Raw genomic sequence first — 14740 nt, 5'->3', positions numbered from 1 at the left:
CTGGATTTGGGCGCGCGGGTAGGCGAACCGGTCTTTGCCGGTGGGTCTCTGGACACGGTGGCGGGCGGGTGCGCGGCGGTCAGCGTCGCGCGGCCAGCACGCGGTCGACCATCACGCCGGCCTGGCCGAGGTTGTTCGCCGGGTCGCACATGGCGTCGAGTTGCGCGCGGGTGACGTGCTTGTTGATCTCCGGGTGCGCAGCGAGGATCTCGATCAAAGGCCGGCTCTCGCTGAGCGACTGGCGGCACAGGTCGTACACCAGGTCGTGAGCGTATTCGCGACCGATGTACGGGCCGAGGCCCATCATCACGGCTTCCGACATGACCAACCCATTGGTGATGTCGATGTTGGCGCGCATGCGGGTCGCGTCCACTTCAAGGCCCTTGAGCACGAATTTTGTCTGCTTCAATGCGCCCGACATCAGGCAGAAGATCTCGGGCAGCGACACCCACTCGATTTCCCACGGGCCAGTGGAGCGCTCATGGTCGGCCACCATTGCGTCCATCAGCGCGGCGGCATGCTGGCGCGCCACCGACACGTTGGCATGGATGTAGAGGCAGGAGATCGGATTGCGCTTTTGCGGCATGGTCGACGACGAGCCGCGGCCCGGCGCGAAGGGCTCGAACACCTCGGCCACTTCGGTCTGCATCATCAACTTGACGTCCATCGCGATCTTGCCGAGCGAGCCGCCGACCAGCCCGAGGAAGGCGCCGACTTCCGCGATGGTGTCGCGCACCGTGTGCCAGGAGATCAGCGGCTGGGCCAGTCCCAGTTCCTTCATCAGGCCGGCCTGCGTTTCCATCGCGCCCTTTTCGAGCGACGACAGCGTGCCAGAAGCGCCGCCGAACTCGCCCATCAGCACGCGCGGCTTGAGCTGCTGCAGGCGCTCGCGATGGCGGTCGATGCCCGCGAGGATGCTTGCCATCTTGTAGCCGAAGGTGATTGGCGTGGCCTGCTGCAGGTTCGAGCGGCCGATGATCGGCGTGTCGCGGTATTTCTTCGCGAGCGCGGCCAGCGCCTCGCCGATCTCGTTCAGGTCCTGCTCCACCAATGCCAGGCCTTCGCGCATCTGCAGCACGGCGGCCGTATCGGTGATGTCCTGCGTGGTCGCACCCCAGTGACAGAACTCGCCGAGCTTGTCGCGGCAGTTGGCATTGATCTGGTTGACCACCGCGATGATCGGGTAGCCGATCTGCTCGGTCTTGGCCTTGAGCTTGTCCCAGTCAATCTGCGATAGCTCGCAGTTCTTGACGATCTCGTCGGCCGCTTCCTTTGGGATGATCCCCAGTTCGCCCTGCACCTTGGCGAGAGCGCGTTCGATGTCGAGGTACTTGGCGGTGCGGTTCTCGTCGGACCAGACGTCGCGCATGCGCACGTCGCTGAACATGTCGCCGAAGATGCGGGAGTCGATGATGGTGGAGGCCATGGTGGGTTGTCTCTTTCTGATCTGGAAGTTGGGGAGGGGGTTCAGTCGCGGGCCAGGGCCAGCGTGCGTTGGGCCTGCAGCACCACCGGACGGTCGACCATGCGGCCGTCCAGGCGTGCGGCACCGGGGGATGCGGCGTCGGCGACCAGCACGCGGCGCGCCCAGTCGAGCGCCTTTGCGTCGGGGCGCAGCGCGGTGTGAATCGGCAGCACCTGTTTCGGATGGATGCACAGCTTGGCGCCGAAGCCGAAGCGGCGTGCGTCGGCCAGGTCGGCCAGCAAGCACGCCTCGTCGTCGAGTTGTGGCGTGACGCCAGCCACCGGCGCGGGTATTCCTGCGACCCGCGAGGCGATCGCGATGCGGCTTGCCGCGTAGGCCAGGCCGGTTGCGTCGGTGCCGATGTCTATGTTGAGGTCGAGCGCGAAGTCGAGCGTGCCGAAGACCAGGCGCGATGCGCCGCCAGAAGCCACGCTATCGACCTGCGCCACGCCGCGGGCGCTTTCGATGAGCGCGAGCACGCTGACGCCTGGCAACGCCGCTTGCGTCGTGTCGATCTGGTCAGCCGACTCGACCTTCGGCAAAAGCACGCTGATCACCCCTGCGTCGCGCATGGTCAAGAGGTCGGCGGCAAACCAAGCCGAACCTGTGTCGTTGATGCGCACCACGATGCGCAACCGGTCTTCGGTTGAGGCGGTTGCGAACCACTCGGCCACTGCATCGCGCGACGTGGCCTTGTCGTCCTCGGCCACTGCATCTTCCAGGTCGCGCACGACCGCATCGGCGCCACTCGCCAGTGCCTTCGCGAATCGTTCGGGCCGCGAGCCGGGCACAAAGAGGTAGGTGCGCGCGTGGGTCGGTGAATGGGATGACATGGCGCTGACCTCAGACGGCATTGGACGAACGCAGGCCGGCGATCTCGGCCGTGCTATAGCCCAGTTCGGACAGGATCGCGTCGGTGTGCTCGCCCAGTGCAGGCACCGGGTCCATGCGCGGGCCGGTGTCCCAGGTGCCGGGTGGCAGCATCGCGGGCACCGGGCCCTTGGCGGTGCCGACCTCGGTCCAGCGGCCGCGCGCCGCGAGTTGTGGATGCGCCCACACATCTGCCATCGTGTTGACCCGGGCATTGGCGATCTGAGCCAGCTCGAGCCGTTGGACCACTTGCGCGCCGGTCAACGTCTGGAAGGCGTCCACGATGATCTGGCGCAAGGCGATACGCTCTGCCACACGCTTGAAGTTGGCGGTGAAACGCGGGTCCGTCGCGAGGCCCGGCTGTTGCAGCACCTTGTCGCAGAAGCTGGCCCATTCGCGCTCGTTCTGCAGGCCGAGCATCACCGTGGTGCCGTCGCCGGCGGGAAACGGGCCATAGGGGTAAATGGTCGCGTGGCTCGCCCCGGTGCGCGGCGGCGGCGCGGCGCCTTCAAAGGCGTAGTAGAGCGGGTAGCTGGTCCACTCGACCAGCGACTCCAGCATCGAGATGTCGATGCGCTGGCCTTTGCCGGTCTGGCCGCGCTGAAGCAGTGCGGCGAGGATGCTGCTGTACGCGTACATGCCGGCGGCGATGTCGGCGATCGACGGGCCGGCCTTGCAGGGCTCGTCGGGCGTGCCGGTCACCGAGACGAAGCCGGCTTCGCTCTGGATCAACAGGTCGTAGGCCTTCTTGTCGCGGTAGGGGCCGGGGTTGGCCTCGTCGTCGCCATAGCCGGAGATGTCGCAGACGATCAGGCCCGGCTTGGCGGCCGAGAGCTTCCTGTAGCCCAGCCCCAGGCGGGTCGCCGCGCCGGGTGCCAGGTTCTGCACGACGACGACGGCCTTCTCCATGACCAAGCGTTCGAGTACCTTGGCGGCCTCGGGGTGCTTCACGTCGAGGGTAAGGCTTTCCTTGGAACGGTTAGTCCAGACGAAGTGCGACGCCAAGCCGCGAACGCGCTCGTCGTAGCCGCGAGCGAAGTCGCCGGAGCCGGGGCGCTCGATCTTGATGACACGGGCGCCGAGGTCGGCCAGTTGCCGCGTCGCAAAGGGCGCGGCGATCGCGTGCTCCAGCGTGACGACGGTGATGCCTTTGAGTGGCTGCATGTGGTTGTCTCTTTCTATGTTGGAGGTGGATCAGCGCAGCACGGCGGTGGCGTCCATCGTCAGCCAGCCCTCGTGGTCCGAGGCCCAGAGACGGATCGTCTTGCCGTCGGGCTGCGGCTGGCCGCTGACGTGGAAGGCATTCAGGTCGAAGGTCGGGCGCACGGCCTTGAAGCGGAAGCTCGCGACCTCGGCGTCGGGCAACTGGCGGCGCAGCAAATCCATCAGCAGCGTCGCAATCAACGGGCCGTGCACGATCAGGCCGGGGTAGCCTTCGACCTGCGTGACGTACTGGCGGTCGTAGTGGATGCGGTGTCCGTTGAAGGTGAGCGCCGAATAGCGGAACAGCAGCACGTCGTCGGGCACGATCTCGCGGCGCCATGCGGCTTCTGCCGGCGCGGCCTGCGGCGGGGGTGCGACGTCCTCCGGGCCCTGGGCTTCGCGATAGACGATGTCGTGGAACTCGACCAGCGCCGGTTCGGTGGCTTCATTGCAGCGCACTTCATGGCGCACCTTGACGAACACCAGCTTGCCGGTGCGGCCCTCCTTTGTGGTGACATCGTCGATCGTCGAGGTGCGGGCAACGCGATCACCAACGCGGATCGGCGAGCGGAACTCGAACTGGCTGCCCGCCCACATGCGCCGCGGCAGCGGTACCGGCGGCAGGAAGCCGCCACGCTTCGCATGGCCATCGGCGCCGATGTCGCTCTGCCGATGCATCGGAAGGAAGTAGAGCCAGTGCCACAGGGGCGGAATCGCGGTGCCGGCGGTGGTCGGTGCAGCTGGGTGATCCAGCGTTGCCGTCAGCGCCAGCACAGGGGTGGGGTTGATGGTGTCTTCGACCCTCTCGCTGCGTCCAATCCATGATTGCAGCTGATCTTGCTGAGCGTCCACAGTAGTCTCCTTCGTTGACTGCACCGAGCGGCGGCAGTTCTTGACCCGAAGTTTGCGGCGCAGGCTCTATCTGCGGAATTGCATTATTTGGACTTATTGATGCATGCAGTGCAATAAACAGCTATTGCTTTGTGCTGAATGTTCATCGCCGTTGGCTTCACTTCGCTGCGAGCCATCGCCTCAGATCGCAAGACCTTGATCCGGCGGGGGGGAGCGCTTGTTGAAGTCATTGAACTCAGCTAGCCAAAAGTGCCGACCCTTGAAAAGATCGTCCATGCTTTGAACCTTCTTCGCCATCGAGCTGCCCGCATTTCACCAATGCAGCAGCCAACCGCACGCCCTGCTGCACCAGAGCCGCCCAAGTGCAGGGGTCTCCTGACGCGATTCGAACGGGATCCTCCAGCTAACCGGACGGCCGGATTGCAACAGAACCGGAATCGGTTGCCAGGGTATGACTCCAACGGCTACTCTCGCTCGCACCCCAGCCCAAGGAGAACGCCTTGAAATTGTGCCCCCCTCGCTATGCCGCCATCACCTTGCTCGTGGCCGCCGCAGCATCGCCGCCGGCCTTCGCGCAAAAGACTTGCCGGATAGATTCGTTACGCGGCGCCACGTTGCCCCAGGGCACTTCGACCAAGATGCACGTTGTCAACGACGGCAGTGCCTGCGTCATGGCCAATTATGGCGAGGCTGCCGACAAGACAGGCCCTGCAGACTCGGGCAGCATCACCAGACAACCGACGCACGGCAAGGCGGAGTTCGTGCCGCCCGAGGCGCGCTACACGCCCGAGCCGGGCTATGTCGGCGATGACGAATTCGAGTACGAGGCTTTCGCGCGGGCGCGCACCCAACAGGACAGGCTCAAACTGCACGTCAACGTGGTCGTGACCGCGCCCTGATCGCTCACGCGCCGGAGGCTCCATGCCGAGGTAACAAGCCAACCACGCAATGTTTGTCGACATCAAGGGCCAGCGTCAGCTCGGAGCCTGATCGTCCATTCCGTGATCCCGCCTTCTGACCGAATAGCGACGAGCGTCTCATAGCTGGTCTGAGGGCCCAGGTTTTTTCCGCTCCGCTCGCAATGACGCGATCACCGCGTCCTCATATAGGCCGCATACAGCGACGGATGGGCATCGCGCAGCGCCTTGCGTTGCGCGACCACCTCGTAATGCCGGCCCTGGCGCTCCAGACCCAGAAGTTCCAGCAGCAGTCGCATCGCCTGTTCGGCCTCGGTGTGGAGAGAACGCTGCGCTTGGCCCAACAGGGCTGACAAGCTGGGTTTTTCCGTGAGCACCCAGGCTGGAAACCAGGCCAGGTCGCGCACGTCGCCGTGCCCGTCAAAACTCGCGTCGAACGCCTTGCGAAGTCGCTCCAGCAGCGGGTCGGCGAGCCTCTTCGTCAGTTGGTCAAATCGATCGGGCGACAGCCAGGCGAGTTCTGCGAGCAGGCCCCATGCACCGTCCAGATCATGGGCGCGATAACGCGCCTCTGCCATCCAGGCCAGCGGCGCCGGAATTCGGCGCCACGACGCGATCCGTGCCACGGCGTCGTTCGCCGCGGACCAATCGCCGGCCCGCAGCCACAGTGCGGCGGCGTGGTCATCATGGCGCTCGGGGCGAAACACAAGATGCGCGGCCCGCTGCGCCATCTCCCTCCACAGCGGGATGAGCCATGTGGCAGCGGCGCACTTCCCGAAAATACGCAGCGCTGCAGGTTCGATCACTTCGCTCAATGCACGGCGCGCATCGTGCAGGGACTCGTGATCCTGGAGCGGTACAGCCACGCGCTGCTCGAGCGCATCCACGAGCACGGAAAGCGGCGCCAGGGATTCATGCTTTGGGAATTCCTCTGCGAATGTGCCCCACGCCGATCTGGCGCCGCTCGGGTCGCGACGCTCGAGGGCGGCCGCGACGTCGTTGCCGAGCACGGTGTCGCGACTGTGATCGAAGATGTCGAGTTGTTGCGGCTGCATGGTCCCATTCCGAACGGGCTGTCCTTGCGCGTGACTGTCAATCAGCTCGTGGGGGGCAGGCATGTGCTTACGCCGCGGCGCGGTGCTTGCGACGCCAACTTTGTGCACGGCACTAGATCGCTGTCGCTGGCCAGTCACCCACTTCATCGGTCCTCGCGCGTGTGCCACAACCGCAGCACGTAGATGGTTGACTCCTGGATCTCGTAGCGCACTTCGTAACGACCCACCAGAATCCGACGCACTTCGCGCGGTTCGAACTCCTCCAGGCGTTCGCCTATGCGTGGGTTGATCGTCAGTTTGCTCGGCGCCGCTGTGAGCTGCTGAATCGCGCGTGCAGCGGCCGGCCCGTTCACGGCGGCTAGAAACTCATGGAGCCTGACCAGATCCGAAAGCGCTTTGCTCGTCCATTGGACTTTCATCGGCGGGCGGCGGGCACCGGCAGCACGGCGTTGGTGCCCAGGCTGTCCGCCCAAGCCTGGACCGCCTGCTGATCGATCACCTGGCCAGCATCTACGTCCGCCAGCGCTTCGTGCGTCAGACGGCTGCGCTCCTGTTCCTGGTCGATCCAGGCGGTCAGCGCCTGCTTGACGATCCATCCCTTGGAACGTTCCAGACGCGCGGCCCATTGGTCGACTTTCTCTGCCAATTGCAACGGGACGTGCGCAGTGAGTACGCGGGTTTCGGCGGTTTGTGCCATGGTCAATGGTCTTGAAGACAGTTCAGCAAGTGTTGATCGGTTTCCAATCTATCTGATTGAGAACCAATCGTCAAGCATGGCCCGTGAACGCCCTTGAGCCAGCGGCTCGTGCGCTTGCGCAGGGTTGCCGAAACCGCGGCCACCACGACGGAGGCGAGGCGTACCCGCTGATCGGTGATTCGGGGACCTGACACGGGAACCGACCTCTTCTTGAGACCTGAACCCGTCATCGTGAACCCCCGCCAATCCGGCGCCGCCGGTGGTTCGTCGTCTACGGCGGCTACGCCGCCTCCGACTCCTCACCACTGGCCATCATATTTGTCGTTCAACCGGACAAGAAGAGTGTCGCCGCCCACAGGAGCGTCAACAACCGGCCCAGTGCGACCGGGTCGCCTCGCCGCGGACGCTTGTGACGCGCGCGGTGACGGAGATACCGAGCCACGTGCCCAGGCGTGATCTCTGCCAGCGCGACTCCCCCGGTCATCAGCCACCGGCTGAAATCCGCAACCAGGGGTGTCTCCAGGTGCGCGGAGGATGCGGCGTAGCCTTGGTTGATCAGGTGCGAGGTGAAGGCATTGATGCGCCCGGCCAGCGGCCCTTCAGGTGGGCGTGCCATGGACCACGAAGGCTCGCGAGAATGTGCCATGACGTGCTCCTTCCAATCGAGTTAGCTTGGAAGGGGCAAGACTATGTCCGGTGAACTTGGGCGACTTCCGTGTGCGGTGGCGTCGCCGGCCGAAAACCGGCGATAGTCGGGCGCGGGACACAGTGGCGCAGCCAGTGCGTGCTGGCCTTTCGAAGCTGCTGCGCATCGACTCCCTCGAGGCTGTCGGCTGCGTGCGCCAGGAATGCCTTGACCGCCTGGTAAAGCCCCGAGGCCGACCAGCATCCCGGCCGCTCGAGTTCCGTGTCGAAGCGCGCCAACACATGGATGCCCCGATTGCCCGGCGCGCTCACCTGCCGCTCGAAGCCGAATCGAGCCAGTTCTTCGCCAAGCTCGTCGACCAGCTCGCCCGGAATCGGCACCCGCCGGCAGCGCCCGCCCTTGCCGGTGACCGACAACATCCAGTCGGTCGTAACGGTCCCATCGGCCGTCTTGTATTCGATCTGCTCTAGGTCCTCGCATTTCACGCTGGTGATCTCGGCCAGGCGCAGCCCTGTCGCGTAGAGCCAGCGCATGCCGCGCCGAAGCCGCCGCTCGGCTTCCGTGTCGACATAGTTTTTCAACAGCGCGTCGACGTGGTCCCACTGGGCGAAGGTCAGGGCCCGGCTCGAGCCCAGCGGCCTCTGCTGGTTTGACGGCAACGTCACGCCCGTAAACGGATTCCCCGTCACGTAGCCCTGACCCATGAGGAAAGCAAACAGGCTCCTCAGGATGGTCAGCGAATGCCGCAGCGCGGCCGCGGCCAGGGGCCCCTCGAGCGGCCGCCACAGGGGCGACCAGCGCTGGTGATGGCGCGGGCCGCACCAGGTCGCCGGCGGATCCGCGAGAAAAGATTTGTAGTCAGCCACATCCCCCACCGTCAAGGATGACAACGCCTTCTGCCGTTCAAGGATCGCCCACAGCAGCAGCCGCTCCGCCTCCTTGCGATACGCCCGCTGCGTCGACGAAAGTTCGCCATTGACACGTCCCGGCTGCTTCGAAGCCAGCCAGGCGCCGATCGCCTCGTGGTCGTTGCGGGCCAAGATGAGACATTTCTCGATCGGCGCTCGAAAGCGCCCCGCACGGCCATCCAGATCGGCCGGCAGCAGGAATTTCTCGAAAGGGCGGATGGCGGTGGCCGCTGGCACGACGTCGGCCAGGGTGGCTGGCGACAGTTGCGCACGCGGTTGGTCCACGTGCTTCCCGACCCGCAGCCCCAGCACGGCCTCGTTCGCATGAAGCCACTCGAGGATTCGTGAGCCCTTGAGCGCTCCCACGCCCGGCACCTGCACCCACCAGCGTGCGCCGATGCCGTTGATGCGTTCGACGAGCGTCGCGAGTGTCGGGACGTCGGCGCGCTCGAGGCGGCTGGCCAGCGAAGGATTCAGCCACGCCCCCACGCGGTCGCCCGGTCGCGGATCCTGCGCCACGAGGCCTTGCAACCAACGCAGCGCTTCGAGCTGCCGTTCGATGACGCGGGCGCGGCGCGTGGGCTGGGCCGAAGCGCCCTGCCCTCCCCTACCTCCGCTCGCACTGGGCGGATAGGCCTCTTCGTAGGCTTCAAGCTGCTCGGTTTCCGAAAAATCCTCCATGCCCTGCGCTTGGGCAAACTCGGCCAGCGTCGGTTGCTTGGGTGCCGACTTGATCCGATCCGGGTCCAGCAGGATCAGCCGGGCGGTGCCCGGCTTGTTCTCACGCCTGGCCGCGGCCGCGAATTCGTCGCGGATCCAGGCGATCGTTTTTCGGACCGTCCGCAGATCCGTGTGCTCGCCTTCGAGCCGCAGGTACCGGTCCCAGCTCGCGCGCTCGTTGAGGCCTTGGGCCAGGGCCCTCATGAAGGCGAAGTGCCCGCTGTGCAACTTGCGTGGAAGCGCTTTTTTCCTCATGTCGGCCACGGCGGGTCGCGGTCCTTGTCGGCAGGGGATCCCCAGAATTTCCACCAGGGCCGCGGTGTTGCCAGCGGCTGCGGCGGCAGTTGCGCCAGCTGGCTCGCCCGCATCCGTCGGCGCCGCTCGACTTCGAGGGCATGGGCGATCCCGTTGGCCTCGCGGTCGCCGCGAAGCGCCAGAGTGCGCCAGGACACAGCCAGGCGCTCGAGCTCCTCATCATCGAGGTGGCCGAGTTGCTGTGGGGTCGGTACGGCGGCCATGGCTGCGACGGTAAACCGATGAGAAGCTGGACGTTTGGGCGGATGCATCAAAAAGGGTGCGGCAGTGGAGATGGCACTGTCCTCCTCTTCGAGGAGCGGGATCGCATTGGACCGGATTAGACGCGATGATAGGCATTATTATCATCAATACCATTTTTTGGTGTCGCTGGTGGCATTTCTCGAGAAGGTCTTTTCAAGCCATTGATTTCATTGGAGATTTTTCAATCCCCTGATTGCTGGCGATCGAGCCCTCTTGCACGCGGATGGAGCGCGAGTTTGACGGATCAGTCCCATGGCCCCTCTTGCGCCTCATAAGAGAAGTCGGTGTTCACTACGAATTTACTCGGCTTGCGTCACTGCGCCAAAGGAGTGGAAGCTCTTGGTCTGGCTGCGGCCTTCCAGCATCGTCTCGGTCAAGTCCGAGAAAAGGGACCAGAACTGCGGCTCCAGACGCGCACTGGCCGCAGCACTGGGGTTTTCAGGCCGTCCAGGGGTTGATCACCTTCAGGCCCATTGCCTTGAAGGGAGCGTCGTCGCCGGTTGCCACCACGAAGCCGTGGATTGAGGCCACAGCGGCAATCATGCAATCGGCGACTCCGACACTAAAACCGTTGCGGCGCGTCGAGTTCATGAGGTCGGCGTAAGCTGCGGCGGCTGCGACATCAAAAGGGAGAATGCGCCCTTCCAACTCGTTGAGCACCTTGCCGTTGGCCGACTCGAGGGAGCGCTTGCGCGCACCTTCAGGCAGGCGCCCTATCCCTTCAAGCAGCTCCATTGCGTTGACTGACGTCGTGTAGAGGCCGTCAATCTGTTGTCGCTCCAGCCACTCCATGACCACGGGGCTGGCCACGCTCTTGCTTGGTTCCAAGAGCACGTTGGTATCGAGAACGATCATTCAAAGTTCGCTGGTTGACTGACCTCGTCCGAGCGCTTGAACAGCGCGTCGACTTCCGCGTCGGTATAGGCCTCCTCGCCAGCCGCGGCGAGATCTGCTGCGAGCTCGGCGTTGATACGTGCGAACCGGGTGCCGAGTCCTGGTCCCTTCGGCTGGGTCGCTTCGACCAGGAGACGGCGAGCCACACCTTCGACACTCCCGCGCGCCGCCCTGCCCGCCTGATTCGCCGCCATGACTTTGAGCGCGAGATGCGCCTCCTCGGGAAGGTTTCGGATGATCAAGGTGGGCATTGCTATCACTCCTTTAAGAAGGATATCGTTATGATAGCTGTTTTCTGATTCGATAGCAAAATTCCGAGCGCGCAGCTGCTGGTGGTGGACCGTCTAGCCAGGTCCTCGCAGAGTCGCACTCGAGGCCCTGCTCCTTGAACAGGCCTTCGACGAATTAGTGGGAGGACGCCGTCCCAGCGCGTACCGAACCCTTCAGAAAGGCATCGATCAGCCTGCCCAGCTCCTCGCGTCTGGCCAGATCCAACGGCTGTCCGATGGAAAGCGTCACCCTCCCCTTCCGATCCGCCTTCATCATTGCCAGTTTTTTGCCGTCCGGGCTGTTCCAGCGCAGCTCGTTGCCGTCAGGTGCCTGCCCGGTGGACCCGCGCGGCAACGATGAATACCTCTGGCGCACCTCTCCGCCATGCAACAGGTGGCGGAGCTGCACGGCGTTGGTTGCTTGGGTGGCGATCGCCTGGGGCAAGTCGCAGTCAAGGCTCGAATCCATTGGCCAATGCTAGAAGCCATGAGTCGATGCTCAGCGAGATCCTGTTTTAGCAATTCGTCGCAATCGCACAGGTGTTGCTCGGAGCAACACCCTGGTCCGCGTGACGCTCGCCCGGCGGCCAGGCCAAAAGAAAATGCCTGGGCCAGGCGCTCGCTGATCGACTGGCCGTCCTACCCTCGAACAACTTCTTCGATCAAGGCTCCTTACCGCCCACAAGGCAATGAGCAAAGCCATATGCTCAAGGCCGAAGGCAAGTTGAAGGCTCAAATCGGCGCCTCGCTCAACGAGCGCGTGGGGCCGACGACGTCGAGAAGAGCGAACCCGAATTGGACATCTCCGCCGCAATCGCGCGGCGCCAAGATGCGATCGCTGCACGCGCACCCGGCTGGAACACCGCGAACGCGAAGCTGACCTCGTGATCACCGAGGCGTCGCTCCCCGCTCACTGCGGCATGGTGGCGAGATGAAGGCGCAAGAGGCACGCGACGCTTACCACCGACGCAACTGGCGGGCCGAGCAGCCGACGTAGAGCGTCCTGGGGTGTCGTCAATTCAGGGCCTGCACCTAGTGCAAAGCCGAGTGGAAACTCGTCTGCTGTGGCGCATGGCGCGATGCAGGCCGCCTCATGACCTGCAGCAGCACGACTAGGGACCTCGCAGATTTCGCCCCCCGCGGTCATCACAACCCCTGCCGGCGCCAAGGGCGCGCCAATAGCGCAAATGCCGCAAGCCGTCTGCGTCGCCACCATCAACTTGGCATCAAAGCGTCAGGTGCCGACATTCCGCAAGCCTACCGTGGCGGGTGTTGCTCGGAGCAACACTTGGCGCGCGGAGCGGCCGCGACTCAAAAAAAGCGCCTGGGACAGGAGCTCACTGCTCGGCTAATGAGCCCTACCGCTCGAACATCTTCTTTAGAACACGCTCAAACTCGGCCTTGGCCTGAGGCGTCAGAGGCCTGTCGAACTTCACCGTCATGCGCCCTTTCCGATCAATGCTCATCACCGCCCTGCCCCCTGGTCCGGCGACTTCGAAGTCTGTACTTGAACTAGAGTCGCCGTCCGGCGCATCGATGAGCGAGCTGAAGACTTGGGCAGCAGTCAGCTTTACTCCTTGACCGCCCAGTCGCCGTGCGCGCTCAAGCAGCAGATCCGGATCGCGTTGTTGGGCATCGTTCAGCGGCTTGGCCCACCGCGTCTGAATATCTACCGGCGATGGAAATGCGTCCACAACCGCGGAGGGCAATCCAGCGAGTGCACATGCCCGGCTCACCACGGAGACGTTGGCGCCCAAAGCTTCGGCCATCTGACGCATCGACGGATAGAGCCCTGCCTTGAGCGCATGGAGATACATTGCCCCCTGCTCATAGGGTGAAAGATCCGCGCGCTCCCGATTCTCACGTTCCATGTCCTCGAACAGTTGACGATCCGTGCGGGCCTGAATGACCGCGTTGACAGGAATGCCAAGCTCGAGACAAGCCGCGTGGCGCCGGTGCCCGTAGACGATTTCGAACTCGATCTTCGGAACCGCTGCGGCCTCCTCTGGCGTCAAGCTCCCCGGCGTCACGGGCCGAACCTTGATCGGCTGGTTGTTCCCGCCTGCGCTGCGGATTTCGTCGCGAAGACCGGCGAACTCTTTCCTAGCGAACGAACTGACGTGACGATTGGCATAGCGAGAGCGCCGGATCGCCCGAGGATCAAGGGATCGAACCGGATCGGCCCCGACGAACCGGGCGTGCTCCACCTTGAGCGCTTCCAACTCGCCAACCACCATCGACTCTTCCCGCATGAAAGCCGCCATTCCCCCGATTGCTGTCCTCGGAGGTCGGGAGCCCAACGGCGCGGCGTTGCCATTGGTGGTCGCTCCGACGGACGGGGTGTCTCCCCCGGGAGCCTGGTCTTCCCGCTTCGGGTCAGAAGGCAACACGATCGAGTTGCCCTTCTCCAAGAACTTACGCGTTGCCATCGATCACGCTCCTTCCAATGCAGCGCTAGTCTGGCTGGTTGCCTGCCTGCGCTTGATGTCTCTCTGCCAGACGGCGCGAACCACGCCCTCCATGTACTGCACAAGGTTGTCGTACGCGTCACGGGCACGCTTGTACGTTCGGGCGTTGCCGTCATAGCGCGAGATGTCGTAGACGGTGTTGAACTCAGCGCTCGCCGCAGAGGTAACGACCGTCCGCGGGATTTCCGCCGGCAACACCTTGTCACCGTAGGTCTGAATGATCCACTTGCGAACCATGGTGCTGGCGTCGTCGTTATCTACCCTCGACAACAACACGTTGATGAAATCGAACGTCTTCTCGACACCGGCGGCGCCGATCAGGTTCTCCGTTAGATCGGTGAAAAGCGTCCAGAACTGAGCCCCCGATGCGAAATCCAGGGCGTTCGGAGGCAGCGGCATGATGATCCCATTGGCCGCGTAAAGAGCATTCACTGTTCCGTAGGAAAGGGCAGGGGCCGTGTCGATCAGGATCACGTCGTAGTCTTGCCGCACGTCGTCAATTCCCAAGTTCAGGACATTCCAGAACTCGAAGCCATCTCGACTTTCCTTGACCTGACGAGCTGGCAGGCTGAACTCGATACCAAAGAGGAGGGGCGCGGCTGCGACGATGTCCAATCCGTCCCAGTAGGTCGAGCGAATCGCGTAGCGAATCGATTCCTCTTCGCCCAGGCACAGAGGTAGGAAGGTGTCCTCCTCTTGGACGTCGATGTCCGGCACCAACCCCGTGAGGGTCGACAGAGACCCTTGAGGGTCAGCATCGATAATGAGCACTCGATGGCCCAGGAGCGACAGGCCCTGAGCCAATGTCATTGTCGTCGTGGATTTGCCGACGCCACCTTTGAAGTTGGCCACTGCGATCACCACAGCCTCACCACCCGGCGGCCGCAGCCGATCCTTCCGAAACTCCTTGACCCACGTCCGCGTCTCGGCAAGACTGAATTCGCGGCGCCGACTCTTCGCATCCCAGTGACCTTCAGGCAGGGCATGGAGGTCGGCATTCTTCATTCGATATGAGAATTGGCCTGGTTCCAGCCCGCATGCTTCAGCCACTTCCTTCTGGATGAAGACAGGACTCGTCTTCGATGCCGAGGGGGCGAGCATCTTGGCTCGGATTTCCTCCACCATGATGCTCGCGCGTTGGGCCTGTGCCTTGATGTCGGCCATGGTGGATGGCTGGAGAAAGATCTCAGACGGTATGGTGATATCAAGTTCCTTCAT

Annotated in this window: 16 protein-coding genes; 1 reads left to right on the top strand and 15 read right to left on the bottom strand. The window is 63.9% G+C overall.

Annotated features, from left to right (window positions below):
- Positions 1–79: 79 nt before the first annotated feature.
- From E5P2_RS32230 to E5P2_RS32215, 4 genes are read right to left on the bottom strand one after another with little or no spacing between them, the layout of a single operon-like run.
- A complete protein-coding gene (locus tag E5P2_RS32230; RefSeq protein WP_162571169.1) occupies positions 80–1426 on the bottom strand; it encodes a class-II fumarase/aspartase family protein in 1347 nt (448 codons plus the stop codon).
- A 41-nt stretch (positions 1427–1467) separates the two neighbouring features.
- Positions 1468–2298: an HpcH/HpaI aldolase/citrate lyase family protein gene (locus tag E5P2_RS32225; RefSeq protein ID WP_162571168.1), complete on the bottom strand. Its 831-nt coding sequence runs from the start codon at positions 2296–2298 to the stop codon at positions 1468–1470.
- A 10-nt stretch (positions 2299–2308) separates the two neighbouring features.
- The gene (locus E5P2_RS32220) at positions 2309–3499 is read right to left on the bottom strand and encodes a CaiB/BaiF CoA transferase family protein (protein ID WP_162571167.1); all 1191 of its coding nucleotides are present in this window, start codon (positions 3497–3499) and stop codon (positions 2309–2311) included.
- A gap of 30 nt (positions 3500–3529) precedes the next feature.
- Positions 3530–4390, bottom strand: a complete 861-nt coding sequence (locus E5P2_RS32215; RefSeq protein ID WP_174262739.1) for an FAS1-like dehydratase domain-containing protein — start codon at positions 4388–4390, stop codon at positions 3530–3532.
- A 500-nt stretch (positions 4391–4890) separates the two neighbouring features.
- Between E5P2_RS32215 and E5P2_RS32210 the strand changes: the two genes are divergently transcribed.
- A complete protein-coding gene (locus E5P2_RS32210; RefSeq protein WP_162571166.1) occupies positions 4891–5289 on the top strand; it encodes an Ig-like domain-containing protein in 399 nt (132 codons plus the stop codon).
- A 191-nt stretch (positions 5290–5480) separates the two neighbouring features.
- Here E5P2_RS32210 and E5P2_RS32205 read toward each other — a convergent pair whose 3' ends face one another.
- From E5P2_RS32205 to E5P2_RS32155, 11 genes are all read right to left on the bottom strand, one after another.
- The gene (locus E5P2_RS32205) at positions 5481–6362 is read right to left on the bottom strand and encodes a hypothetical protein (RefSeq protein ID WP_162571165.1); all 882 of its coding nucleotides are present in this window, start codon (positions 6360–6362) and stop codon (positions 5481–5483) included.
- A 143-nt stretch (positions 6363–6505) separates the two neighbouring features.
- Positions 6506–6781, bottom strand: coding sequence for a type II toxin-antitoxin system RelE/ParE family toxin (locus E5P2_RS32200; protein WP_162571164.1), 276 nt, complete (start codon positions 6779–6781; stop codon positions 6506–6508).
- Positions 6778–7059, bottom strand: coding sequence for a CopG family ribbon-helix-helix protein (locus tag E5P2_RS32195; protein WP_162571163.1), 282 nt, complete (start codon positions 7057–7059; stop codon positions 6778–6780). Before E5P2_RS32195 ends, E5P2_RS32200 begins: the two co-directional genes overlap by 4 nt.
- Positions 7060–7384: 325 nt before the next feature.
- Entirely contained in the window at positions 7385–7705 is a 321-nt protein-coding gene (locus tag E5P2_RS32190; protein WP_162571162.1) for a hypothetical protein, read from the bottom strand.
- A 41-nt stretch (positions 7706–7746) separates the two neighbouring features.
- Positions 7747–9588, bottom strand: coding sequence for a phage integrase family protein (locus tag E5P2_RS32185; RefSeq protein WP_162571621.1), 1842 nt, complete (start codon positions 9586–9588; stop codon positions 7747–7749).
- A complete protein-coding gene (locus tag E5P2_RS32180; protein ID WP_162571161.1) occupies positions 9585–9851 on the bottom strand; it encodes a hypothetical protein in 267 nt (88 codons plus the stop codon). Before E5P2_RS32180 ends, E5P2_RS32185 begins: the two co-directional genes overlap by 4 nt.
- Before the next feature lie 478 nt (positions 9852–10329).
- Entirely contained in the window at positions 10330–10746 is a 417-nt protein-coding gene (locus E5P2_RS32175) for a PIN domain-containing protein (RefSeq protein ID WP_162571160.1), read from the bottom strand.
- The gene (locus tag E5P2_RS32170) at positions 10743–11036 is read right to left on the bottom strand and encodes a FitA-like ribbon-helix-helix domain-containing protein (protein WP_162571159.1); all 294 of its coding nucleotides are present in this window, start codon (positions 11034–11036) and stop codon (positions 10743–10745) included. Before E5P2_RS32170 ends, E5P2_RS32175 begins: the two co-directional genes overlap by 4 nt.
- Positions 11037–11190: 154 nt before the next feature.
- On the bottom strand, positions 11191–11523 hold the full coding sequence (locus E5P2_RS32165) for a hypothetical protein (RefSeq protein ID WP_162571158.1): 333 nt from the start codon (positions 11521–11523) through the stop codon (positions 11191–11193).
- Positions 11524–12412: 889 nt separating this feature from the next.
- Entirely contained in the window at positions 12413–13483 is a 1071-nt protein-coding gene (locus E5P2_RS32160) for a ParB/RepB/Spo0J family partition protein (RefSeq protein ID WP_162571157.1), read from the bottom strand.
- Positions 13484–13486: 3 nt separating this feature from the next.
- Positions 13487–14740, bottom strand: coding sequence for an AAA family ATPase (locus tag E5P2_RS32155; RefSeq protein ID WP_162571156.1), 1254 nt, complete (start codon positions 14738–14740; stop codon positions 13487–13489).

It is taken from the genome of Variovorax sp. SRS16, from assembly GCF_901827165.1.
Classification (GTDB): Bacteria; Pseudomonadota; Gammaproteobacteria; order Burkholderiales; family Burkholderiaceae_C; genus Variovorax.
The sequence above is the reverse complement of the archived record's forward strand: the minus strand, read 5'-3'. Positions and strand labels throughout refer to the sequence as shown.

Coding starts and splice junctions, on each gene's coding strand:
- E5P2_RS32230 (WP_162571169.1), bottom strand. CDS start 1,426: ATGGCCTCCACCATCATCGACTCCCGCATCTTCGGCGACATGTTCAGC.
- E5P2_RS32225 (WP_162571168.1), bottom strand. CDS start 2,298: ATGTCATCCCATTCACCGACCCACGCGCGCACCTACCTCTTTGTGCCC.
- E5P2_RS32220 (WP_162571167.1), bottom strand. CDS start 3,499: ATGCAGCCACTCAAAGGCATCACCGTCGTCACGCTGGAGCACGCGATC.
- E5P2_RS32205 (WP_162571165.1), bottom strand. CDS start 6,362: ATGCAGCCGCAACAACTCGACATCTTCGATCACAGTCGCGACACCGTG.
- E5P2_RS32200 (WP_162571164.1), bottom strand. CDS start 6,781: ATGAAAGTCCAATGGACGAGCAAAGCGCTTTCGGATCTGGTCAGGCTC.
- E5P2_RS32195 (WP_162571163.1), bottom strand. CDS start 7,059: ATGGCACAAACCGCCGAAACCCGCGTACTCACTGCGCACGTCCCGTTG.
- E5P2_RS32190 (WP_162571162.1), bottom strand. CDS start 7,705: ATGGCACATTCTCGCGAGCCTTCGTGGTCCATGGCACGCCCACCTGAA.
- E5P2_RS32185 (WP_162571621.1), bottom strand. CDS start 9,588: ATGAGGAAAAAAGCGCTTCCACGCAAGTTGCACAGCGGGCACTTCGCC.
- E5P2_RS32180 (WP_162571161.1), bottom strand. CDS start 9,851: ATGGCCGCCGTACCGACCCCACAGCAACTCGGCCACCTCGATGATGAG.
- E5P2_RS32175 (WP_162571160.1), bottom strand. CDS start 10,746: ATGATCGTTCTCGATACCAACGTGCTCTTGGAACCAAGCAAGAGCGTG.
- E5P2_RS32170 (WP_162571159.1), bottom strand. CDS start 11,036: ATGCCCACCTTGATCATCCGAAACCTTCCCGAGGAGGCGCATCTCGCG.
- E5P2_RS32165 (WP_162571158.1), bottom strand. CDS start 11,523: ATGGATTCGAGCCTTGACTGCGACTTGCCCCAGGCGATCGCCACCCAA.
- E5P2_RS32160 (WP_162571157.1), bottom strand. CDS start 13,483: ATGGCAACGCGTAAGTTCTTGGAGAAGGGCAACTCGATCGTGTTGCCT.
- E5P2_RS32155 (WP_162571156.1), bottom strand. CDS start 14,740: ATGAAGGAACTTGATATCACCATACCGTCTGAGATCTTTCTCCAGCCA.